This is a genomic window from Pseudomonas sp. MDT1-16 (assembly GCF_054898115.1).
The window spans coordinates 3,238,191-3,260,861 of sequence record NZ_CM142717.1; the positions used below are offsets into that span (position 1 = coordinate 3,238,191).

Genomic DNA, 22,671 nt, shown 5'->3' on the forward strand with positions numbered 1-22,671 from the left:
GTAAACGTTATTTCACCGGAGGTTTTTTTACGCCTTTCTTGCCCTTGGCAGGTTTGCGCGTTGGACTCGCAACTTTGGCCATGGGGTGAGGGGTCACTGCTGGGGTTTTCTGCTTGATCGGCTCTGGGGTTGCCGTCGGGATTTTCTCCTCGATGGCATCGGCCTCACCGGGTGGTTGGGTCAGGCTGAAACCTGGCAGGGGGACGTCGAGCAGCGTGTGCAGCTCACTCCAGAATGGGTTGTCTGCGCCGCTGGTCAGCAGTTCCGGCAGCAAATTGGCGACGGCCGCCAGCACTTGTTGACGCTCTTCGACCTCAACCAGCATCAAGGGCAGGCTGTGCAGGCTTTCTTGCGGGTGGGTGGCGACCAGCAGTTTTTGCAGGCGCAGGGTTTCGCGCAGATCAAGTGGCTCGGCACTGTCGTCCTGGAGCAGCACCTGCAGTTGCAGGATCAATTTTTCCACGCTTTCCTTGCCCGACTTGTCGCTGTCACGGCCCAGCAGGAACAGAATCCGTGTCAAGGCTTCCATCAGACCGCCAAGGGGCAGGGCATCCTGCAGGCGCTCGATCAGGACCTTGTCGTGTTGCTTGGCATGTTCCTGGAGATTTCGCCCGGGTGCATTGCCGGCGAGGCTGTTGAGTACGCCATACACGCCGTAGAAACACATTTCCTGGGCCGCATCACGCAGATCCCGATAGCCGTTCAAGGCGTCCTGCATCTGGTTGGAAAACAGTTCCTGCCAGGCCAGCAACGGGTTGTTTTGGCTGGCGGGGTGACGATCCTTGCTCACTAGGGCCGCGCTTCCTGCCAGCCACCACAACGCCGGGTTCAAACTGCTCCAGGCCACTTGCTGCTGATGGAAAGGGTGTGCCCGGCGCAGCAGTTCTGCGCTGGGTTCGTTGATCAGCTGGCGCAACCATGGGCGTATGAATTCGTCGTACACACTGTTGTTGATGTCCGACGCGCGCTGGACCAGCGCGAATTCGCGATCGTCATCACGAGGCTTCTGCACTTCGCCATGGATGTCGGCGATACGCCGGGGCTCGAAACGCACGTCATAGGGCGTAGCCGAGTTCTCCGGCAGGTCTTCGATCAGCATTTCATACAGCCCGGCTGGCAGCGCATTGATTGCATCGACCGCACCGAGTAACTCTCGATGTTCACGCCGCGCCACTTCACCGGACACGAAGATGCCCAGATGACCAATGCTCGCGTGCCGTAAGTAAACGATGGTGCGTCCGGCATTGTGCAACGCGAGATCGCTGGGATAGACGTCGGTGATCCAGTCCAATGCCTGCTGCGGGGAGGTGATGTTGTCGCCATACGAGCAGAACACCACCACCGGCACTTCAATCAGTTTGAGGTCAAGCCCGCTGCTCTTGCGACCGAGGCCGCCGGACAGCTGATTACCGATGAACAGGTCGTCGACAATCATCTCGATCTCTTCGCCATTGAGCAGGGTCGGGCTGCCCCACCAGCGTTCGAAATCCAGAAAACGTGCGGCCTCGCTGTCGACTTCACTGAACAGGTGGTAGTACTTGCCCCAATAGGTGTTGGCCGGGTCCAGGCTTTCGAAATTGCTGACCAGCCAGGTGCCGTCGAAACGGTCATTACCCAGGTCGCTACCGAGGCGTGCCATCCAGCCACCGCCCAGCAAACCGCCGGTGTAGCGCATCGGATTGCGGCCATTGACGCCGGCCCAGTACGACAGCGGCGCACCATTGACGATGATCAACCCTGGCAACTTCGGCCGGGTGGCGGCCAGGCCCATTAACGCCCAGCCCGCCTGGCAGTTGCCAATGACGACAGGTTTGGCGCTGTCTGGATGCCGGGCGCTGACGACTTCGATGAACCGCGCCTGGGCTTCTGTGATATCGGCGAGGGTTTGCCCAGGGCGTGGCGAGTGACTGAAGGAGATGAAGTAGGTGGGGTGGCCGGCTCTCAGGCTTTCGCCGATGACTGAATCCTGTTTGAAACCGCCGATGCCCGAGCCGTGACCGCCGCGTGGGTCAATGATGATCACCGGCTGTTTTTTGCTGTCGAGCTGCTGCCCGGGGCCCGCGAGGATTTGCAACAACGAATAGTTGACCGGGCGAGGCAGGTCTTCACCGGCGACCAGCGTTGCATGATTGAACTTGAGCAGCAGCGGATACCCGGCGCGTTCGTGGGACAGGGTGTTGTCGCCGCGCTGGCGCAAGGTGTCCCAGAACAACACGCTGCGCTGGCCAAGGTCCGTGAAGTATTCCTGCCAGTCAGCGGGCGTCGGCTGCCTGAGCTGCCCAAGGCTTAAAGGCGCGAAGGTTTTTGCCTGGCGCTTCTGCACGGCGTCGAGGACGTTGCGGGTATTGAGGCGTTGCAGATGATTCAGGTGTTCAAACAAACCGACGGGTTCGAAGAGCTCTTCATCTTGCAGCGCAATATTCACTTCCTGACCCATCGTGATCTCCTGACGCTCTACATGGGAACCTGCGCATCTGAACCCTTCGTTAACGAGGGTTAGGCTGGTCGTTCGACAGACTGGAGTTTATAGCGAATAGGGAGGGCTTGAGCAAAGTTTATTTTGCACCGCACAAAAATAGACGTTGCCAAATGATTTTGTGCACTGCAATATCAAGGCTAACGCGATGACTGGCCGGATCGCTATCGCGTCTTCAGGTCCATCAGGGCCTTCCAGTACCAGGAGATTCAAGCATGTCTTTTTTCAATTCGGAAAAACTGCAAACCGCTCAGAAAGCCAATCTCGATCTTTTGCAGCAAATCAGCGGCAAAGTCTTCGCCAGCGTTGAACAGCTCAGCCAGTTGCAGTTCAAGGCACTGCGCGACTCCACCGAAGAGCACTTCGAAGGTGTTCGCAAGCTGCTGGCCGTCCGTGATCCACAAGGTTTTGCTGAGCTGCAGGCTTCTTTCACCCAGCCGAGCGCGCAAACCGAACGTCTGGCCGAGTTCAACCGTCAGGTTCAAGCACTGATCGTCGGTACTCAGTCGGACATCGCCAAACTGACCTCGAGTCAGGTCGAGGCTGGCACCCAACAGGTGCAAGAGTTCGTTGAAGCGATCAGCAAGAATGCACCGGCCGGCTCCGAGCCTGTTGTGGCAGCGTTCAAGTCGAGCCTGGCGAATGCCGGTACTGTGTTCGAAAGTGCACAGAAAGCCGTAAAACAGGCTTCCGATGTGGCTCAGAGTAGTTTCGACGCAGCGACTGCCGCGGCCACGAAAGCTGCCCCAGCAAGCGCCAAGGCTACCAGCGGTAACAAGTAAGTCACGTCAAACAAGCGGCACTCATGGCGGTGGGATCATTCCCCATCGCCATTTTTTGTGTGCCGCGAAAAACCTTGGCAGGAAGGCTCTGGTTCACGCTGATACCAGTCGTCTGATCCAGTCCAGCAGTACGCTGGGTAACAGTTCTGGTCTGTGCAGCAAGGCGTATTGCCGCGATCCGAATACCGCCGGCAGGTAATTCGCCGCCTGACGGTCGATGGTCAAACAGAAGGGATAGATGCCTTGGAGCTTGGCTTCGGTCACGGCCTGACGCATGTCTTCGACACCATAGCGGCCTGCGTACTGGTCAACATCGTTCGGCTTGCCATCGGAGAGCAATAATAGGAGGCGGTGGGTGGAGGCTTCGCGCATCAGCAACGTGCTGGCGTGGCGCAGGGCAGCGCCGGCCCGGGTATAGCGTTCCGGTTCGAGTGCGGCAATGCGCCGACCGACTTCATTGCTGTAACGCTCATCGAATGCTTTCAGGGTGCGGATCGTGACCCGCTGCGGCCCTTCGCCGGAAAACGCCAGCACGCTATAGGGCTCGCCCAGGCTCTCAAGCGCCAGACAAACCAGCAGCAACGCCTCGCGCTCGACATCAATGACCCGGCGATGGTGGGACAGCCAGCTGTCAGTGGAGCCGCTGACGTCGATCAGCAACATGATCGCCATGTCGCGTCGGCTACGGCGCTGGGTTTGATACAGCGCCTGCGGCATGCTCAGGCCGGCCCGGGCCTCGGCGCAACCGTCGATATACGCCTCCAGATCGATATCGTCGCCCTCCCATTGTTTGCGCAGCCTGACACGCTGCGCCCGCAGGCATTCGAATTGCCGGCGGATGGCATCGAGCACTGGGCGGTGAGCCTCAAGGGTTCGCTCGACCCACTGCTGCGGGCCTTCCTGGGCGGGACACAGTTGCAGGGTTGTACCCGGAACACGGTAGATCTGGCTGCGGTAATCCCACTCGGGGTAGCTGACTGCGTTGCTGGGAATGTCCTGTGCACCGCGCTGGACGCGGGTCTGTGGCGGGTCGTCAGACAGCAGCACTTCGTTCGGGCGGCCTGCCGTGACCACCAGTCGCGCTTCGTTGAGTTCGGACAATGACTCTGCAAAATCAGCGGCCGGGGTATCGGTATCCCGGTCGGCAGGGCGCTGCATCCCCATGGGGTCTTCGGCCTTTTCCAACGGTTCGGCGGGTTGCACCATCCACAAACCTTGATCCTGATCGTCGTCTTCATCGGTACGGGCCTCGCGCGCAGTGGGCTGGCGTACGAGGCGGGCGCTACGTGGCAGGGTATCGGTGGTGTCGATTTCGCCAGGCAGGGGCGGCGTCTTCACGCCCGCCAACGGCTCGCGCAGGTCGCCGGTCCAGGCATCGAGCAGCAGCAGATGAGCGTCGAGCCTGGGCAGTTTTTCGACGGACATGAGACGTTGTGCGAGGGTTTCTGATTGTTGCAGCGAGTCGGCCGTTTTGGCGGGTATCTCCAGCCCTTCCAGAGGTTTGCCGCATTCGCTGCGCAGCAGTAAACGCAGCAAGTTTTCCAGGGGCTGTCGCTGAATTGGAAAGGCGTGAAGAGGCGGGCGGGTCATCAAGGCATGATGGCGCAAGCCATGGATCGATGGCGCCAACCCCGGCAACAGTCGTACCAAGTCCGAATCAGCAGCCCAGGCTTCGAGGAGCCGATAGACACTGCGCTGCATCGGGTTGTCGAGGGCTGATAGCGCGGTGGCACTGCCTCGCTGGGCGCGCATCGCCTGTTGCAAAGCCAGGGTTTTATAACGTTCCAGCGTGAGCGGACCCTCGTCGCCGCCCAGGTTCTCCGGCAGCCATATAGACACGCCATCGGTCGCCGGGACGGCGCTTTGCCCACACGGCTTTTCGTGACGCAGCAAGAGCTTTTTCAGTAGCGTGGGGGGCGAGGGTGGTTGCGCGACGCGCAGCGAATAGTGGGTGTCGAACACCGCCTTGATCAGCAAATCGAGGTGTTGTGCGACATCCCCGAGGGTAACGATTTTTGCAGTGTCCGAGGGGCCCTGGTGACGTCGCCACAACGCCTGTGCATACACCGTTGCGTGGCGTGCGACATCGGTGATGAGGTCCTCCGCTTCGGCCATTTAGATAAACGTCAGGTCAACGAGGTCGCGCATGGCAGCCACCAGCACGACGTCATCGGAGAGCGGCGAGATCAACGCGACCCGGCACGCGATGGGCGCAGCAATGCCGCGGGTGATCAGCCGAGCAGTGGCGATCAGCAGACGGGTACTGGGGACTTCCGCCAGGCCCCGGTCTTGCAAGGCGCGTAGCCGCTGGGCGAGGGTGACCAGCGCATGGGCGGTGGCGTAGTCGGTTCCACCCTCATGGATGACGATGGCGATTTCGCGCTCGGCCGGCGGGAAGTCAAAATCCAGCGCCACGAAGCGCTGTCGGGTACTCGGCTTTAAATCCTTGAGTATTCGTTGGTAGCCGGGGTTGTAGGACACCACCAGTTGAAAGTGTGGTGAGGCTTCGAGGATTTCGCCGATTTTGTCCAGAGGTAGAATGCGTCGGTGGTCGGTCAGTGGGTGCAGGACGACAATCGTGTCTTGCCGCGCTTCGACCACCTCGTCCAGGTAACAGATAGCGCCTTCGCGCACCGCACGGGTCAGCGGGCCTTCCGTCCAATGGGTGCCCTGGTGACCGATCAGGAAACGCCCGACCAGGTCGCTGGCGCTCAGATCGTCATGGCAGGAAATGGTGATCAACGGGCGCTTGAGACGCCAAGCCATGTGTTCGACAAAACGGGTTTTGCCACAACCGGTGGGTCCTTTCAGCATGATTGCCAGTTGCTGTGCATGGCATTGCTCGAAAATCGCTACCTCGTCGCCGCAGGGTTGGTAATAAGGCTCAGCTTGCAGCGTCGCAGGTTCGGCGTGCATCAGCGAACGTTCCATCACAACGTCGCGCTTGAGGCTTGAGGTGTGGCCAGGACCGGATCGGCTTCATCGACATTGAAGTCCGGTGCATGGCGGAAAAAATCGTAGATGAACAGCCCCGCACCCAGGCTGAACATCGACGCCGTTGCCACCAGCATCAGGAAGTGCACCTGAATCTTCAGCTGCACGTCCAGGTAGCCCAAACCGAGAATGCGCTCCAGGTACACCTGACCAATGCCCGCCGTGGCAAATGACAGGGTCATGCCGAACATGCCTCCCAACTGCAGCCAGAATGCCCAATAACCGATGCTGCTTTCCTCAACGGGACGACGGGTTATGCCGGGTAGCGCATAAGTGATCATCGCCAGGACAATCATGGCATAGGCTCCATAAAAGGCCGCATGGCCATGCATGGCGGTGATCAGGGTGCCATGGGTCCATTTGTTGACGTCGGGAAAGGTGTGGGCCAGCCCCAGGAGGCCGGCGCCAAACATGGTGAACAGGGCGCTGCCCATCGTCCAGTGTAAGGCCAGTTTGTTGGGGTGAGAGAGGCCGGAGCGGCGCATCGCGTTGTAGGCATAGATCGCCATGCCGACCAGCGCCAGGGGCTCAAGTGCACTAAAGAAGCCGCCCAATGGAAGCCAGTAATAGGGGACACCGATCCAGTAATAATGGTGGGCGGTGCCAAGGATGCCGGCAATGAAAACCAAGCCGACAATCACGTACAGCCACTTCTCCATGACCTCGCGATCGGCACCGGACAGTCTGATCAGCAGATAGGCAAGAAAGCCGCCCTGGATCATTTCCCAGACACCTTCGACCCACAGGTGAATCGTCCACCAGCGGTAGTAGATCGACACCACGTAGTTTTCATAATGCAGCAGCGCCGGCAGATAAAGCACAGCGGCACTGGCCAGACCCAACAGAAGAACGCCCTCGGTGGCAGTGAAACGCCCGGCTTTCTTGATCGTCATGCCGATGTTGTAGAGGAACATCAGCATGCAAATCACGATCACGATCTTGTGCGGCAGCGGTTGTTCGAGCAGCTTGTTCCCGGTGCCATAACCGAACAGGTAACCCAGAACGGCGGTGACACCCATGGCCGTCCACAACCCGAGCTGAATGTAGGCCAGTCGGGTGCTGTGCAACTCACCACGGGACTCATCCGGCACCATCCAATAGGTCGCCCCCATAAACCCGGTCAGCACCCAGACGATCAACAGATTGGTGTGTATAGACTTGGTGACATCGAATGGCAAAAGGTCCAGCAGCGGATCCGGCCCGAGGTATTTGGCCGCCGACAGTAGGCCGAACACCAGTTGCAGGCCGAACAGCACCATGGCAACGGCGAAATACCAGTAGGCGACGGATTGAGATCTGTAGCGCATGGTCATCCCCTGCGGTTACTGGAACGACGCCAGATAGGCGACCAGTTGATCGATCTGTTCAGGCGTAAGCGATTTGGCGAAGGTGTCCGGCATGAAGGACATGCCGTTGGCGGAAAACATGTCGCCCGGATGCAGGTAGGCACTCGGCGTGACGATGGATTCGCGGATAAAGTCTTCGGCGTCCTTGGCCTTGCCCTTGTAGTCAGGCGAGGCGATGACCTGCTTGGCCCGGCTGGCCAACCCGGCCAGGGACGGCCCGGCGAGGTTGACGCCCGGCGCAATCGAGTGGCAAGCGCTGCACACCGGGGTGGCGGTTGTTCGAAACAGCGCCTCGCCCAGGGCGATCGGGTCTTCCTTGCCGGACACTGGGCGTGCGGCGGGTGGCTGGTTGCCGCCGGCGACGTTCTGTTGCGCAACGGTGAGGTCCATGCCGGGAATCGACGTGCCGGTCACCAGAATTGGACGCGGTGGCCAGCCTTGGTTGTCGACCTTGCTCACCCAATCCATAAAGGCGATCAAGGCAGCGATTTCTTCGTCAGAAAGATTCAGGTTCGGCATCAACCGGCGATGGCGTTGCTCGTCATAGAACTTTGAAGGGTCTTTGAGAAACGCAGTGAGATAAGGGGCGCCGCGCTGTTGGGTGATTTTCGTCAGGTCTGGGGCGTAATAAGCACCCTCGCCGAACAAGGTGTGACAATTAATGCAATTGTATTGGTGCCAGACATCTTTGCCGCGAGTGACCTGGGGCGTGATCTGTTGGGCATTGGTCAGTGTGGGAAACTGCCGGTGACTATCAACGGTCATGCCCAGAAACACCACGGCAGCAATAGCCGTTGATATCAGCGCGAACGAGCGTGTCTGGCGTTTGTTCATTGCGAACTCCCTATACGCCGATGCCGGTCCAATAGGTGATGCCGATCACTCCGGCATAGACGACCGCGCTGGCCATCAGCACGAGCACCGCATAGCTGACGAGCTTCAAGACTGTTTGCACGACTGCCTCCCAATGTGAAAGTGCAGGTGGAAAGTGCCTGGTCATTCGCGTTGCACATTGAGTATGAGTGCGCGCGAAAGAGCGTTAGCCCGCTGCACTGACGATTGCTTGAGGTCTGCATTCGAACAGCTGCGAGCAGGCGCTAAATATTGACGACTTCACCACGCCTTGCATTCAAGTGCTGTGGTTCAGTGGGGGCGTCAGGATGACTGTGAGCCTAGTACACGTCGCGCTACTGTCAATGACTCGGGAGTACTTCATTCACCGTCTTTTTTCTTTGCACCATCAGCGTCAGGCTTGCCGCCAAACATGCCAAACAGGTTCTGGGTGTTCAGATAAAGCGCCTTTGACTGGTCGACATATTGGCGCATCAGATCCTGCATCACCGGGGCCTGTTGATGCATAAAGTCGCTCCAGGCCTCGGACGACTGCGCGCCGGTTTGGGACTGAATGTCGATGACGGTCTGAATGCTCTTGTCCAGGTAGCTGCCGAGTACGCCCTGATAAGGGCCGTAGAACTGGATAATCCCCATCAGCATCTCGGTGGTGAAAATGGGCTCACCACCGCTTTCGGCTTCCAGAATCACTTGCAGCAGGATGCTGCGCGTCAGATCCTCGCCGCTCTTGGCATCGACCACCTGAAAGGCAATTTTGTCGACCACCAACTGGCGTATGTCCGCCAGCGTCAAATGACTGCTGGTGTGGGTGTCATACAGTCGGCGATTGGGGTACTTCTTGATCAGGCGGGGAGTGTTCCGACTGTTATCTGGCATACGGGGCATCTCGTGGCAAGCCTGGTTTGCAGGCATCTTATCCTACTCTGGCCACTGCCGCGGATGATCGTTCCCACACTCTGCGTGGGAATGATCTGCGGGAAGGTTTTGCTTACCAGATCGGCAAGGTGTAGCTGACGATCAGGCGGTTTTCATCCAGATCGCTGCCGAAGTTAGTCGAGCGCACCGTCGCGTTCCGCCACTTCACCCCGACATTTTTCAGCGGGCCGCTCTGCACGATATAACCGATGTCGGTATCACGTTCCCATTCCTTGCCTTCCGGGCGGTTGTTGCCCAGATCGATATCGGAGCCGGTGATGTAGCGGGTCATGAAGGTCAGACCCGGAACGCCGATGGCCGCAAAGTTGTAGTCGTAGCGAGCCTGCCAGGACTTTTCATCTTTGCTGGCGAAGTCGCCGATCTGCACGAAGTTCACCAGAAATGCATCGGTGCCGTTGACGTAGGCGTAGCCGGTGTCGCCGCTCATGCCTTGATAACCCAGGCCCAACGCATGCCCACCGAGGTTGTAGGTGAACATCGCGCCAATGGCATTGTTATCGACATTACTGCCACCATCATCCGTGGAGCGGGCGAAGCGCAGATCCGTCTTCAGCGACTGGCCGGTTGTGACCGGCAACACGTAGGTCAGGTTGACCAAGTGCTGGCTGTAGAAGTTGTCGAGATGGCCGTAGCTGTAGCCGGTGGCGAGGTTGCTGGTCCATTTGTAGTTCAGGCTGGCGAAATCGAAGCTGTCGCTGTCGACATGACGCGTGGTGATGCCCTTGGCACCGGTCCGGGTGATGCCCATGTCCTCGTAGTCCGAGGAGTCACGCTGATTGACCTGCGTCAGTCGCCCGGCATCCACGGTCAGGTCTTCGATTTCCAGCGACGTCAACTGACCGCCCTTGAAGGTTTGTGGCAACAGCCGTGAATCGTTGGCCAATACCGTGGGCAGCTTCGGCAGCAGGGTGCCGAGTTTCAGCGTACTTTTCGAGGCCCGCACTTTGGCGGTCAGGCCCAGTTCGCCGTACTCGTCCTGAGCACCTTTGCGGGTATCGCTATGGCGTTTGAGCAGACCGGAACCCGCGCGATCAGGGCTTGAATCCAGCTTGACGCCGACCAGTCCAATGGCATCGAAGCCGACACCGATCAACCCTTCGGTAAATCCCGACTCATAGCGCAGCAGGAAACCCTGCGCCCATTCCTCTTGTTTGGATTGGGGGGCGTTGTCCTGGCGATAGTCTCGATTGAAATAGAAGTTGCGCAGCTCAAGGCTGGCCTTGCTGTCTTTGACAAAGTCAGCGGCGGCGGGGGCCGAGAGGCTGATGACGCCGCCGGCCAGCAACAGTCGGGTAGCGCGGGTGTGGGTGTTGCGGTCCATGGTGAAGCCCCTTTGTTTTTATTATGGAAAGACAGGTCCCGCGGCCCTCGCCAGATGGGCGAGGGCTTATCAATAAAAAACGCGAACGCCGAAGAGATAGGAGCGTGGCGCCGCGTGCGGTTCAATCGTTAGAACTGTTCGGCGCTCAGGCCAAACAAGGAGGCACTGCCCGCGCGAATGGATTGCTCCAGACTCAAAATGCGTGGCAACAGGCGGTGGATGTAGAAGTCGGCGGTGGCGATCTTCGCGCCATAAAACCCTTCATCTTCACCGCGCTTTTGTTGGGCAACCTGTGCCATGCGCGCCCAAAGCCAGGCGTAGGCGACATAACCGAACAGGTGCAAATACTCCACCGAAGCGGCACCGACTTCGTTGCGATGGGTCGCGGCCTGATCCTGCAACCAGTCGCTCAGGTCCTCCAGACGCTGCACGGCATCGAACAGTTGAGTGGAGTAGGGCGCGCCGGGCTGATGGGCGAAGCGGCGAATCTCGCCGGTGAACTGGCGCAGCGCGACCCCCTTATCGGCGAGCACTTTGCGTCCGAGCAAATCCAGGGCCTGAATGCCGTTGGTGCCTTCGTAGATCTGCGCGATGCGCACATCACGGACCAATTGTTCCTGGCCCCACTCGCGGATGTAGCCATGGCCGCCGAACACTTGCTGGCCGTTGATGCAGCTTTCCAGACCGGTATCGGTGAAAAACGCCTTGGCCACGGGGGTGAGCAGCGCGACCAGGGTTTGGGCAATGTCCCGTTCCTTGCCGTCATCGGAAAACTTCGCCAGATCGAGTTGCTGACCGACATAACTGGCGAACGCGCGACCGCCTTCGGTCATGGCTTTCATGCTGAGCAGCATGCGCCGCACATCGGGGTGGACGATGATCGGGTCGGCCACTTTGTCCGGGGCGATGGCACCGGTCGGCGCGCGGCTCTGCACACGTTCGCGGGCATAGGCGACGGCGCTCTGATAGGACGCTTCGGCGCAGCCAATGCCCTGAATGCCGATGGACAAGCGCTCGTAGTTCATCATGGTGAACATCGCTGCCAAGCCTTTGTTGGCTTCGCCGACCAACCAACCGTTGGCGCCGTCGAAGTTCATCACGCAGGTGGCCGAGGCCTTGATGCCCATCTTGTGTTCGATCGAACCGCAACTCACGGCGTTGGCCTGGCCGAGGGAACCGTCGACATTGACCAGCACTTTGGGGACGACAAACAGCGAGATGCCTTTGGGCCCCGCAGGCGCGTCCGGCAGTTTGGCCAACACCAGATGGACAATGTTTTCGGTCAGGTCCTGATCACCCCCGGTGATGAAGATCTTGCTGCCGGAAATGCTGAAGCTGCCATCGGCCTGAGGTTCGGCACGGGTGCGGATAATCCCCAGATCGGTGCCGGCGTGGGCTTCGGTCAGGCACATGGAACCGGCCCAGCGGCCTTCGTACATCGGCGGCAGGTAGAGGTTTTTCAGGGTGTCGCTGGCGTGGGCATCCAGCGCCAGACAGGCACCGGAACTCAACGCGGAATAGAGTGCAAAACTTGAGTTGGCGCCGTAGAGCATTTCTTCGAATTGCACGGCGAGCATCTTCGGCATGCCCATGCCGCCGAAATCAGCGTTACCGGACAGACCCACCCAGCCGCCTTCAATGTAGGTGGCATAAGCCTGTTTGAACCCGATCGGCGTGCTGACCTGGCCATCGGCCCACTGGGCACCTTCCTCATCGCCGCTGCGGTTCAACGGCGCAATCAGGTACGAGGTGACTTTCGCCGCCTCTTCAAGAATGGCGTCAGCGGTGGCGGCGTCGACACTGTCGGCCAGGGCCGGCAAGCGTGCCCACAGGGCCGGGGCGTCGAACACTTCATGCAGCACAAAGCGCATGTCGCGCAGCGGGGCGTTGAATTCGGGCATAACGTGAACCTCAAAGGGACGGTTGTACAGTGGGCACGGCGCCGCAACGGCGGGCCGTGCCCTTTTTCAATCAATGGCTGGAAGCGCTGGCGGCGCCGAGGCCGGTCTGGGCCCGAACGAACTGGTCGGCGTAAGCGTCACGCTCCTTGTCGGCCCGCACGCTGCGGTCGAGTTTCGACACCATGACGATCACGAAGAACGCCAGCGGCATGGAGAACAGCGCCGGGTGGTCGTACGGGAAAATCGCGTGAGCATGGCCGAGCACAGTGACCCAGACCGCTGGCGAGAGGATCACCAGCACCAGCGCGCAGAGCAGGCCGGCGAAACCGCCGATGATCGCGCCTTTGGTGGTCAAGCCTTTCCAGTACATGGCCATGATCAACACCGGGAAGTTGGTCGACGCGGCGATGCCGAACGTCAGGCCCACCAGGAACGCGACGTTCATTTTCTCGAACAGAATGCCCAGCAGAATCGCGATGATGCCCAGGCCAACCGTGGCCATGCGGGTCACGCGCATTTCCTGTTTCTCGCTGGCTTTGCCCTTCTTGAACACCGTGGCGTAGAGGTCATGGGAAATCGCCGAAGCACCGGCCAGAGCTAGCCCGGAGACCACCGCGAGGATGGTGGCGAAGGCTACGGCCGAGAGGAAACCGAAGAACAGGTTGCCACCGACCGCTTTGGCCAGGTGCATGGCGACCATGTTGCCGCCACCCATCAAGGTGCCGCCGACTTCGCCATTGACGTAGTACTGCGGGTCGGTGCCGATGATCACCATCGCGGCGAAGCCCAGGGTGCACACCACCAGGAAGAAGAAGCCGATGAAACCGGTGGCGTAGAACACCGATTTGCGAGCCTCTTTGGCGTTAGGCACGGTGAAGAAACGCATCAGAATGTGCGGCAGGCCGGCAATCCCGAACACCAGGCCCAGCGACATCGACGCGGTGTTGATCGGGTCGGCGAGCATCGAGCCGGGGCCCATGATGTTCCAGCCACTGGCATGAGCCTCGACGGCTTTGGTGGCCAGGGCTTCGTAGCTGAAACCGAATTGCGACATGGCCATGACCGCCAGGGTCGTACCGCCGGCAAGCAGCAGCACGGCCTTGATGATCTGTACCCAGGTGGTCGCGATCATGCCGCCGAAAATCACATACACCAGCATCAGTGCGCCGACGATCACCACCGCAACCGGGTAGTCGAGACCAAACAGCAGCTTGATCAATTGACCCGCACCGACCATCTGCACGATCAGGTAGCAGCACACCACCGTCAACGAACCGAAGGCGGCAAAAATCCGCACTTTGTTCTGGTCCAGTCGATAGGACACGATGTCGGCAAAGGTGTAGCGCCCCAGGTTGCGCAGGCGCTCGGCCATCAGGAAGGTGATGATCGGCCAGCCGACGAAGAAGCCGATGGTATAGATGAAGCCGTCGTAGCCCTTGGCAAACACCAGGCTGGACAGCCCCAGCAAGGTGGCGGCGGACATGTAGTCACCGGCAATCGCCAAACCGTTCTGGAACCCGGTGATGCCACCGCCCGCGGTGTAGAAGTCTGAAGTGGATTTGGTTTGCCGCGCGGCCCACCAGGTGATGGCCAGCGTGCCTAAAACGAACACAAAGAACATGCCGATCGCATGCAGGTTGAGCGGTTGTTTTTCCACCGCACCCAGCGCGGGCGCAGCCAGCACAACGGAGGCCGGCAACAGTCCGGCAGCGGCGAGGATAAGTTTACGGAGCAGGTTCATTACTTGCTCTCCTCGAGAATAGCGGCGCCCAGGGCATCGAAGCGCGTGTTGGCGCGGTAGACATACCAGCCGGTGAGTAACCAGGAAAACACGATGATCGCCGCGCCAACCGGCATGCCCAGGGTCAACATCCGATGCTCGGCGATTGGCGCATGCAGCCATTGCGGGGCAAACGCCACTACCAGCATGAACGCGTAGTAAGTGACTAGCACCGCAGCACTCAGCGACCAGGCCAGGCGCGAACGGCTGCTCACCAGTTGAAGGAATTTCGGGTTGGACCGAATGCGTTCACAGCGTTGGGTATCGGTTGAATGGATGTCGATCATGGTGGCTCCACCTTGTTTTTGTTATCGATGCTTTTGGTATTCAAGGGCGGGGCAGGGCCGATTTCGGCCTGCACGAGCCCGAAGCGGCCAGTAAAAACACCGGCCGCTTGACGGGTACAACGTCGATTCGGTTAGAGCGCTTTGGCCCTGTCGCGCAGAACGTACTTCTGGATCTTGCCGGTCGAAGTCTTCGGCAGCAGGGTGAAAATCACCGTGCGCGGGACTTTGAAGCCGGCCAAATGTTCGCGGCAGAAACTGATGATGTCGGCCTCGCGAACGTCCTGGTGATCAGCTTTCAATGTAATAAAGGCGCAGGGCGTTTCGCCCCACTTCTCATCGGGACGGGCGACGACGGCTGCTTCCATCACACCCGGATGGCGATAGAGCACACCTTCCAGTTCGATGGTGGAGATGTTCTCGCCGCCAGAAATGATGATGTCCTTGAGTCGGTCCTTGATCTCCACATAACCGTTCGGATGACACACCGCCAGGTCGCCGGTGTGGAACCAGCCGCCTTCGAACGCTTCGGCCGTGGCGGTCGGGTTCTTCAGGTAGCCCTTCATCACGGTATTGCCGCGCATGAAGATCTCACCGATGGTCTGACCGTCACGCGGGGTGGGTTCCAGCGTCTTCGAGTCGCCGACCATCACGCCTTCGAGCGTCGGGTAACGCACACCCTGACGGGATTTGATTTGCGCTCGCTCTTCCAGCGGCAACTCATCCCATTCGGCATGCCAGGCGCAGAGCGTCACCGGACCATAGGTTTCGGTCAGGCCATAAACGTGAGTGACCTTGATGCCCATTTCTTCCACGGCACCGATCACTTTGGCCGGCGGCGCGGCGCCGGCGACCATGGCGTTGACCGGGTGATCGATCGCCGCTTTTGCCGACGCCGGCATGTTGACCAGCGCGTTGAGCACGATCGGTGCAGCGCACAGGTGAGTGATCTGATGCTCGCGGATCAACGTGAGGATTTTCTGTGGATCGACACGGCGCAGGAACACATGCACACCGGCCAGCGCGGTGATGATCCACGGGTAACACCAACCGTTACAGTGGAACATCGGCAGGGTCCAGAGGTAGACCGGATGGTTGCCCATGGCCCAGGTCATCTGGTTGCCCAACGAGTTCAGGTAAGCACCGCGATGGTGGTAGACCACGCCTTTCGGGTTGCCGGTGGTGCCTGAGGTGTAATTCAGCGAAATGGCGTCCCATTCGTTCGTCGGCCATTGCCAGGCGTAGGCCGGATCGCCTTCGGCCAACAGCGCTTCATAGTCCAGATCGCTGACAGCCTGGCCTTCGCCGTATTCCGGATCATTAACGTCGATGACCAGTGGCGGGTGATCCAGCATGCCAATCGCTGCGTGAATCACATCATGGAACTCACGGTCGGTAATCAGCACCTTGGCTTCGCCATGCTGCAGCATGAAGGCAATGGCTTCGGCATCCAGACGCACGTTGAGTGGGTTAAGCACCGCGCCAATCATCGGCACGCCGAAATGCACTTCAAGCATCTCTGGAATGTTGGGCAGCATCACCGCCACCGTGTCGTTCTTGCCGATACCACGACCGGCCAGTGCCGAAGCCAAGCGTCGGCAGCGGGTGTAGGTCTGCGCCCACGTGCGGCGGATAGAGCCATGGATGACGGCGGGGTAGTCCGGATAAACGCTGGCGGTACGCTCGATGAAGCTGAGCGGAGACAAGGCAATATGATTGACAGCCGCAGGGCCTAGCCCTTGTTCATAGATCGACATGTACGGGTACTCGGTGGCTGATTGTTAGCTCTATAGGTGACCTTGCAGCGTAGCCGCTGAGGTCGCCTTTTATGTCCGGTCTGCTTTATATAACATTCAGCTACAGATATGGAAGTACAACCTATGTCATATAGGATATGTACTATATTTTATTCTGGCAGGTCTAAATGAATACAGTGACACCGCCGAGGCCGGTATATCCTTGGCTTCCCCAACGAAGCGGACCTGTGATGACCCTGACTCCCGTTCGATTGCACAGCTGGTTGCGCCTGCAGCGCGAGGGTGTGTCGCTGGCCGCCCGGGCTGATGCGTTGTGCCGTGCATTGCAGGAATGTCCCGAGGTGCGCCGGGCGGTTTATTTGAGTTGGCAACCCACTGCGCGGATTTACAGCCACGAGGGCGCCGCCCAGCATTTCCCTCCGGGCCTGGGTGACCCGTCGCTGGCCAGCGATCAGTTGCTGTTTGATCGATTGGTCGAGGCGGGGCGCCTGGATCTGGCGCAAGTACGGCAACTCGATTGCTGGTTGTCCGGTCGATTGCGTCGGGCCGCCATCAGCCATGGCCAGGTGTTTGATCTGGCCTTGCAACCGGGGCAGCCGGGGTTATTGCTGGTGGAAGTGTGCGAGGGCGTGAGTCTTGATTGGCTGGGTTGGGTGCAGGACTTGCTGACGACGTTGCTGAGCAGCGTCAACGGTATGCTGCGCGGCTCGCCGCTGTTGGGCCACGATCCGCAACCGAGTCTGTTGCTCGATGCGCAGGGCCGGCCGCTGGAGTTCAATGCCGCGCTGTTGGCACTGCTCGCCGAAAAGCCGCTGACCGATGTGCTGGGCTTTTTGCCGGTCAATCACCGGGTGCTGGTGCGCGCCTGCCTTGACCAGCAACGCGCTATCGAGGGGGTCGAAGCCCAGTTCGAAGCGCAGATATTGATCTGGACGTTTATCCCCGATCCCCAGGACAACCGCGTGCTCGCCCGTTGCCGCGATGCCACGGCACAAGTGCTGGCCGAGCGTGAAGCGGCCACGGCACGGCGGCTGTACCGGCTGATCATCGAGAACACCACCGACCTGATTTCCCGGCACACACCGGACGGGCGTTTTCTCGATGCTTCGCCGGCGTCCTGGACATTGCTCGGCTACTGGCCGGAGGAGTTGCGCGGGCAAATGGCCCAGGGTTTGTTCCATGGTCAGGACCTGGCCAGCCTGGTGCAGCGTGCGCGGGATGCCCTCGAACAGGACGGTTATCACACGATGACGTACCGCATTCGCCATCGAGACGGGCATTACCTGTGGTTCGAAACCGCGAGCCGGGCGATTCGTGAAACCTACACCGGGACGGTGGTCGAAGTGGTCAGCGTCTCCCGGGACATTACCGCCAGGGTGCAAGCCGAGGAGAACAAACGGCGGCTGGCGGAAGTCGTCGAAGCCAACACCGATCCGGTGTTGTTCATCGACCCTGAAGGGCAGGTCACTTACCTCAATCCAGCGGCACGACGCATCCTCGGGATCGACGAGCAACAACCGATGCCAGCCCTGGCGCAATTGTTCGCCAGCAGCGACCTGGCACGTCTACAGCGAGATGGCTGGAGCAGCGCCGAACGCGACGGTATCTGGAGCACCGAGGCGCGGTTGCAGCCACCGGGTGGCGGCACTTCCGTGCCGGTATCGCTGGTGCTGCTGGCGCACCGTTCGGCCGGCGGTGAGCGCTATTACTCCTTGGTCGCACGGGACATGACCGAGCGTGAACTGCGTGAGGTGCAACAGCGCCGTCATCAGGACGAACTGGCACACACCGCGCGGTTGGTCACCCTGGGTGAATTGGCCTCGGGCATCGCTCACGAAATCAACCAGCCGTTAGCGGCGGTGGTCAATTACGCCAACGCCAGCCAGCGCTACTTACAGACGCTGGATTCCAATCCCCAGGCCGCCGAAAGAGTGGCGCAAGGGCTGGAACGCATTACCCATCACGCCACGCATGCCTCGGAAGTGATCAGACGTTTGCGGGCGTTTCTGCGCAAGGGACAACGCCGGATGCAGGCCCTGAACTTCACCGACGTCGCCCGCGAGGCCGTGCGTTTGTGTGCCTGGGAGGCGAGCAATTGCCAAGTGACAATCGAGGATCGACTGCCGGATAATCTGCCGCCGATTTACGCCGACCGGGTGCTGCTGGAGCAGGTCCTGCTCAATCTGTTGCGCAATGCCATCGATGCCAACCGCGAACGACACCCGGGGCAGCCGTCATTGATCGTGATGGCTGCGGGGCAGGGCGGTGGTGCAACCGTGGAAATCAGTGTGCAAGACCAGGGGCCAGGCGTCAGCGAGCCGGAACTGGAGCAGATATTTACCCCGTTCTATACCAGCAAGGCCGATGGTCTGGGACTTGGCTTGTCCATGAGCCGCAGCATCATCGAAGGTTTCGGTGGCGAGTTGCAGGCCCGACGCCAACCTGTCGGGCTGCTGATGTGTTGCCGTTTGCCGCTGGCCGGCCCAACAAAACAACAACAGGAATAACGTAATGGCAGGTGTGACGGAGCACGTGGTGTATGTGGTCGACGATGACCAAGGCATGCTCGATTCAACGGTCTGGTTATTGGAGTCGGTAGGGCTCAAAGCCTTGCCGTTTACCAGTGGCGTAGCGTTTCTCAGTGCCTGTGATGCCACGCTCGATGCCTGCGTGCTGCTCGATGTTCGCATGCCCGGCATGGGCGGTTTGAACGTGCAGGAAGAAATGCGCGTACGTGAGCTGAACCTGCCGATCATTTTCGTCAGCGGGCACGCCGATGTGCCGATCGTGGTCCGCGCTTTCAAGGCAGGCGCCCATGACTTCATCGAGAAACCCTACAACGAGCAATTGCTGCTGGACAGCGTGCAACAGGCGCTCAGCAACTGCGCGGCCAGCCGCTCAGGCAATCAGGGACACGAAGAACTGCAGGCCCGTTTGCTCACACTGACCCCACGGGAGCGCGATGTCTTGCTGCCACTGGTGCAGGGTTACACCACCCGTGAAATCGCAGAACAACTGGGCGTGAGCGCAAAAACCGTCGACCTGTATCGCTCGCGGGTGATGAAACGCATGCAGGCCAATACCTTGCCGGATCTGGTGGGCATGGCCATCGCCGCTGAACTGGTCGATCCGCTCAAGCTGCGGTGATTTCTCGCGTTTTCTATTGAGCGTCTATGCTGGGCTAACCGATCTCATACCTTTGCAGCGATCTGCAGGGAGGCAGCAATGGTGCCCACGTCCAGCTCCGAGAAGGCGTTCACTCGCAGCCTGCTTGACGTCCTGATTCGTGCCGGGCTGATCGCCATTCTGGTGCTTTTCTGCTTCGAGATATTCAGCCCGTTCCGCGACCTGATGCTGTGGTCGCTGATCCTGGCGATCACCCTTTATCCCCTGCAAGAGCGGCTCAAGGGGCCGTTGGGTCAGAAAGAGGGGCGTATTGCGACGCTGATTGTGCTGGTCGCCATCGTTATTCTCATGGTGCCGATCTATCTGTTGGGCACCTCGATTGCCGACTCGGTCGAGCACGCGATAAGCGTGGTCAAGGACGGCGGTTTCCATATTCCGCCACCGGCCGATTCAGTCGCCGATTGGCCATTGGTCGGCAAACCCCTATCAGGCTTCTGGCTGCAGGCTTCAACCGATCTTCCCGGTCTGACGGAGAAGTACGTACCGCAGATCAAAGGCGTCAGCCTGACATTGTTGGGCAAGCTTGCCGGCGTCGGCATGGGCTTCCTCACCTTTATCTTTGCGCTGATCATCGCCGGCGTTTTCATGGCCCATGGCGCGAGCGGCAGCCGCAGTGCGGTCGAGATCGCGACCCGCGTCAGTGGTCCGGGCAAGGGGCCGAAAATCGCCGAGCTGTGTACCGCGACGATCCGTGCGGTCGCGCTGGGGGTGGTCGGCATTGCCTTCATCCAGATGCTGCTGGTGGGCCTCGGTTTCGTGCTCAAGGGTGTTCCGGGTGCCGGTCTGCTTGCCTTGGGGGTGCTGCTGCTCGGCATCATGCAATTACCGGCAACGCTGATTACGCTGCCCGTGATTGCGATTGTATTCGCCACCGAGGGTGCCAGCACGGCGACCATCGTCTTCGCCATCTATGTCTTCGTTGCCGGCCTGGTGGATAACGTACTTAAACCGTTGCTGTTGGGGCGCGGTGTCGATGTGCCGATGCCGGTGGTGTTGATCGGTGCCTTGGGCGGCATGGTCACCAGCGGCATCATCGGACTGTTCATCGGCCCGGTGGTGCTTGCGGTCGGCTATCGGTTGTTCTGGCAATGGGTGCGGGATCAGCCGCAGGACACACCGAACGTCCCGCCGACGTTATGACTGCCTGGGCTTGCGCTAGCATGAAAGATGTTCAGGCCGCTCGCCCTGACGAGAGAGGGTTGAATCATGACCATCCATGCCTGGGAAAAACTCTACCTCGATGACCTGAGCCTGGGTCAGGTGTTCGAAAGCGACACCGTTCGAGTCGAACGAGCGGCGATGTTGGCCTTTGCTCAAGCGTACGATCCGCAACCTTTTCACCTTGATCCCGAGGCCGCCGGCTTGAGCCTGTTCGGTGCGCTGGCCGCCAGTGGCTGGAACACGGCGGCGTTGACCATGAAACTGCTGGTTGCCAGCGTACCGCTGGCGGACGGGATCATCGGCCTGGGCATCGAGTTGAGCTGGCCGACGCCGACGTACCCGGACGATCTATTGCGTCTGCAATGCACCGTGCAGGCCATCGAACCGTCCAGCTCCAAGCCAGACCGGGGCGTGGTAACCCTGTTCATGGAAACACTCAATCAGAATGACAAGGTCGTGCAGCGAGCAACCGGCAAACTGCTGGTATTCAGAACACCGCCGCCTGATTGAGAGGCTAATCATGGGTGTGTGGAGCGCGCATGATGGGTGAGGCCATCTCACTGAATAGATGAGCGCGTTCTCTGTCGATTGCAGGGACCCGGAGGAGGCGTCTTGAAACCATTCCTGCTCAGACCTAGTGCCTCAACGCTGAACATGTTGCGTCAAGCGTGCCTGCAACGCCGTGATGCTGTGCCGCCGACGTTAACCGAAAAAGCGCTCATCCCCGGCATTCCAGATGCTCGCTACTGGCTGGACCAGGACCTGACTCCGTTCATTCGGGATGTGAGTCAGGCCAATCTGCGAGAGGCCGAGGCGCTCGCCAGCGCAGGGCTGCCGAACGATACCCTGCCGCTGGCAAATATGCTGGCCGTTTCGGGGGGCGGTGACGCGGGCACATTCGCGGCGGGAATAATTACGGGATGGACTGTGCATGGGACTCGACCCGTGTTCAAGATCGTCACGGGCATTAGCGCTGGTGCCCTGGTTGCCCCGTTCGCGTATCTGGGGCCTGAGTATGACGGCTTCATTCTGCGTATCTGCCACGCAATCGGTCCAAAAGACGTTTTCCGTTCGCGCAATGTGCTGACCCGTCTTGCCAGCGACGGCATAGCGGACAGCAAGCCCCTGTCGCGACTCATTGCAAAGTACGTCACTGCCGAGACGCTGGCGGCGATCGCGCTGGAATACGCCAAAGGACGACTCCTGATGATCGGCACAACCGACCTTGATTCAGCGCGGCCCGTCACGTGGAACATGGGCGCTATTGCCGCAAGCGAAGCACCAGGAGCGCTTCACCTGTTTCGCAACATCATGGTCGCGTCGATGAGTATTCCCGGCGCCGTCTCACCGGTCATGATCGATGTGGACGTTGACGGCCAACAGTTTCAGGAAATGCACGTGGACGGAGGCGTCCTTACTCAGGTGTTCCTTTACCCTCCAGGCACCGTGATGGCGCTGAACCGCGTGACCGGGGCGCGTTTGCGTGATGAACGGCATTTCTATGTCATTCGCAACGGCAAACTGGAGCCGCAGTGGTCTGGAACGAAGCGCCGCACCTTGAGCATCGGCGGTCGAGCCATCAGCGCATTGATCCAGACTCAGGGGATCAGCGATCTGGATCGTATTTACCGAATTGCGCAGCAGGATGGGGCGGACTTCAATTTGGCGTACATCGGCGCCGATTTTGATATTTCTCGCAATCATAAATTTGATGGCGAATACATGAAGCGCTTATTCGATTACGCCTTTCAACTCAGCGCGAAAGGCTATCCGTGGCATAAATCGCCGAATACGTGAGAGAGGCGCAGTCCGACTTCTAAGCCGAACGCGTATAGATTTCACTTATAGCCACAGCAAGATTCAGTATTATTTTTTCGCAAAGGAAGGTGTTCCAC

Annotated in this window: 17 protein-coding genes; 6 read left to right on the forward strand and 11 right to left on the reverse strand. The window is 59.7% G+C overall.

Annotation, left to right across the window (positions count from 1 at the left end; translation table 11 throughout):
• Positions 1–7: 7 nt before the first annotated feature.
• Complete coding sequence (locus ACYZT3_RS14725) at positions 8–2,437, reverse strand: DUF3141 domain-containing protein (protein WP_462030167.1); 2,430 nt, start codon at positions 2,435–2,437, stop codon at positions 8–10.
• A gap of 254 nt (positions 2,438–2,691) precedes the next feature.
• On the opposite strand from ACYZT3_RS14725, the gene phaP reads away from it, so the two are divergent.
• Positions 2,692–3,258: a TIGR01841 family phasin gene (gene phaP, locus ACYZT3_RS14730; RefSeq protein ID WP_282378049.1), complete on the forward strand. Its 567-nt coding sequence runs from the start codon at positions 2,692–2,694 to the stop codon at positions 3,256–3,258.
• A 93-nt stretch (positions 3,259–3,351) separates the two neighbouring features.
• On the opposite strand, the gene ACYZT3_RS14735 is transcribed toward phaP, so the two are convergent.
• The 10 genes from ACYZT3_RS14735 to ACYZT3_RS14780 all read right to left on the reverse strand — a co-directional run bounded on the left by ACYZT3_RS14735 (position 3,352) and on the right by ACYZT3_RS14780 (position 16,429).
• Positions 3,352–5,373, reverse strand: coding sequence for a nitric oxide reductase activation protein NorD (locus ACYZT3_RS14735; RefSeq protein WP_462030168.1), 2,022 nt, complete (start codon positions 5,371–5,373; stop codon positions 3,352–3,354).
• Positions 5,374–6,189: a CbbQ/NirQ/NorQ/GpvN family protein gene (locus ACYZT3_RS14740; protein ID WP_282378054.1), complete on the reverse strand. Its 816-nt coding sequence runs from the start codon at positions 6,187–6,189 to the stop codon at positions 5,374–5,376. It lies immediately after the preceding gene.
• Positions 6,189–7,559, reverse strand: a complete 1,371-nt coding sequence (locus ACYZT3_RS14745; RefSeq protein ID WP_282378056.1) for a cbb3-type cytochrome c oxidase subunit I — start codon at positions 7,557–7,559, stop codon at positions 6,189–6,191. The genes ACYZT3_RS14740 and ACYZT3_RS14745 overlap by 1 nt, the downstream gene beginning before the upstream one ends.
• A 15-nt stretch (positions 7,560–7,574) precedes the next feature.
• Positions 7,575–8,432, reverse strand: a complete 858-nt coding sequence (locus ACYZT3_RS14750) for a c-type cytochrome (protein ID WP_282378059.1) — start codon at positions 8,430–8,432, stop codon at positions 7,575–7,577.
• A gap of 378 nt (positions 8,433–8,810) precedes the next feature.
• Positions 8,811–9,326 carry a polyhydroxyalkanoate synthesis repressor PhaR gene (gene phaR, locus ACYZT3_RS14755; protein ID WP_282378061.1) on the reverse strand — a complete coding sequence of 172 codons (516 nt, stop codon included), beginning with the start codon at positions 9,324–9,326 and terminating at the stop codon, positions 8,811–8,813.
• A gap of 112 nt (positions 9,327–9,438) precedes the next feature.
• Complete coding sequence (locus ACYZT3_RS14760) at positions 9,439–10,707, reverse strand: OprD family porin (protein WP_462030169.1); 1,269 nt, start codon at positions 10,705–10,707, stop codon at positions 9,439–9,441.
• 128 nt (positions 10,708–10,835) lie between these two features.
• The gene (locus tag ACYZT3_RS14765; RefSeq protein WP_462030170.1) at positions 10,836–12,608 is read right to left on the reverse strand and encodes an acyl-CoA dehydrogenase C-terminal domain-containing protein; all 1,773 of its coding nucleotides are present in this window, start codon (positions 12,606–12,608) and stop codon (positions 10,836–10,838) included.
• A gap of 70 nt (positions 12,609–12,678) precedes the next feature.
• Positions 12,679–14,349: a cation acetate symporter gene (locus ACYZT3_RS14770; RefSeq protein WP_462030171.1), complete on the reverse strand. Its 1,671-nt coding sequence runs from the start codon at positions 14,347–14,349 to the stop codon at positions 12,679–12,681.
• Positions 14,349–14,675, reverse strand: coding sequence for a DUF485 domain-containing protein (locus tag ACYZT3_RS14775; RefSeq protein ID WP_461971771.1), 327 nt, complete (start codon positions 14,673–14,675; stop codon positions 14,349–14,351). The genes ACYZT3_RS14770 and ACYZT3_RS14775 overlap by 1 nt, the downstream gene beginning before the upstream one ends.
• Positions 14,676–14,806: 131 nt before the next feature.
• Positions 14,807–16,429, reverse strand: coding sequence for an acyl-CoA synthetase (locus ACYZT3_RS14780; protein WP_282378074.1), 1,623 nt, complete (start codon positions 16,427–16,429; stop codon positions 14,807–14,809).
• A gap of 230 nt (positions 16,430–16,659) precedes the next feature.
• Between ACYZT3_RS14780 and ACYZT3_RS14785 the strand changes: the two genes are divergently transcribed.
• The 5 genes from ACYZT3_RS14785 to ACYZT3_RS14805 all read left to right on the forward strand — a co-directional run bounded on the left by ACYZT3_RS14785 (position 16,660) and on the right by ACYZT3_RS14805 (position 22,573).
• Positions 16,660–18,936 carry a PAS domain-containing sensor histidine kinase gene (locus ACYZT3_RS14785; RefSeq protein WP_462030172.1) on the forward strand — a complete coding sequence of 759 codons (2,277 nt, stop codon included), beginning with the start codon at positions 16,660–16,662 and terminating at the stop codon, positions 18,934–18,936.
• 4 nt (positions 18,937–18,940) lie between these two features.
• A complete protein-coding gene (locus ACYZT3_RS14790) occupies positions 18,941–19,576 on the forward strand; it encodes a response regulator transcription factor (RefSeq protein WP_282378080.1) in 636 nt (211 codons plus the stop codon).
• 78 nt (positions 19,577–19,654) lie between these two features.
• On the forward strand, positions 19,655–20,755 hold the full coding sequence (locus ACYZT3_RS14795; RefSeq protein ID WP_462030173.1) for an AI-2E family transporter: 1,101 nt from the start codon (positions 19,655–19,657) through the stop codon (positions 20,753–20,755).
• Between the two features lie 66 nt (positions 20,756–20,821).
• Entirely contained in the window at positions 20,822–21,286 is a 465-nt protein-coding gene (locus tag ACYZT3_RS14800; RefSeq protein WP_282378085.1) for a MaoC family dehydratase, read from the forward strand.
• A gap of 102 nt (positions 21,287–21,388) precedes the next feature.
• Positions 21,389–22,573 carry a patatin-like phospholipase family protein gene (locus ACYZT3_RS14805; protein ID WP_462030174.1) on the forward strand — a complete coding sequence of 395 codons (1,185 nt, stop codon included), beginning with the start codon at positions 21,389–21,391 and terminating at the stop codon, positions 22,571–22,573.
• Positions 22,574–22,671 lie beyond the last annotated feature (98 nt).

Excerpts from the sequence above, each read along its gene's own strand:
- ACYZT3_RS14725 (WP_462030167.1), bottom strand. The coding sequence starts at position 2,437 with ATGGGTCAGGAAGTGAATATTGCGCTGCAAGATGAAGAGCTCTTCGAA.
- phaP (WP_282378049.1), top strand. The coding sequence starts at position 2,692 with ATGTCTTTTTTCAATTCGGAAAAACTGCAAACCGCTCAGAAAGCCAAT.
- ACYZT3_RS14735 (WP_462030168.1), bottom strand. The coding sequence starts at position 5,373 with ATGGCCGAAGCGGAGGACCTCATCACCGATGTCGCACGCCACGCAACG.
- ACYZT3_RS14740 (WP_282378054.1), bottom strand. The coding sequence starts at position 6,189 with ATGGAACGTTCGCTGATGCACGCCGAACCTGCGACGCTGCAAGCTGAG.
- ACYZT3_RS14745 (WP_282378056.1), bottom strand. The coding sequence starts at position 7,559 with ATGCGCTACAGATCTCAATCCGTCGCCTACTGGTATTTCGCCGTTGCC.
- ACYZT3_RS14750 (WP_282378059.1), bottom strand. The coding sequence starts at position 8,432 with ATGAACAAACGCCAGACACGCTCGTTCGCGCTGATATCAACGGCTATT.
- phaR (WP_282378061.1), bottom strand. The coding sequence starts at position 9,326 with ATGCCAGATAACAGTCGGAACACTCCCCGCCTGATCAAGAAGTACCCC.
- ACYZT3_RS14760 (WP_462030169.1), bottom strand. The coding sequence starts at position 10,707 with ATGGACCGCAACACCCACACCCGCGCTACCCGACTGTTGCTGGCCGGC.
- ACYZT3_RS14765 (WP_462030170.1), bottom strand. The coding sequence starts at position 12,608 with ATGCCCGAATTCAACGCCCCGCTGCGCGACATGCGCTTTGTGCTGCAT.
- ACYZT3_RS14770 (WP_462030171.1), bottom strand. The coding sequence starts at position 14,349 with ATGAACCTGCTCCGTAAACTTATCCTCGCCGCTGCCGGACTGTTGCCG.
- ACYZT3_RS14775 (WP_461971771.1), bottom strand. The coding sequence starts at position 14,675 with ATGATCGACATCCATTCAACCGATACCCAACGCTGTGAACGCATTCGG.
- ACYZT3_RS14780 (WP_282378074.1), bottom strand. The coding sequence starts at position 16,429 with ATGTCGATCTATGAACAAGGGCTAGGCCCTGCGGCTGTCAATCATATT.
- ACYZT3_RS14785 (WP_462030172.1), top strand. The coding sequence starts at position 16,660 with ATGACCCTGACTCCCGTTCGATTGCACAGCTGGTTGCGCCTGCAGCGC.
- ACYZT3_RS14790 (WP_282378080.1), top strand. The coding sequence starts at position 18,941 with ATGGCAGGTGTGACGGAGCACGTGGTGTATGTGGTCGACGATGACCAA.
- ACYZT3_RS14795 (WP_462030173.1), top strand. The coding sequence starts at position 19,655 with ATGGTGCCCACGTCCAGCTCCGAGAAGGCGTTCACTCGCAGCCTGCTT.
- ACYZT3_RS14800 (WP_282378085.1), top strand. The coding sequence starts at position 20,822 with ATGACCATCCATGCCTGGGAAAAACTCTACCTCGATGACCTGAGCCTG.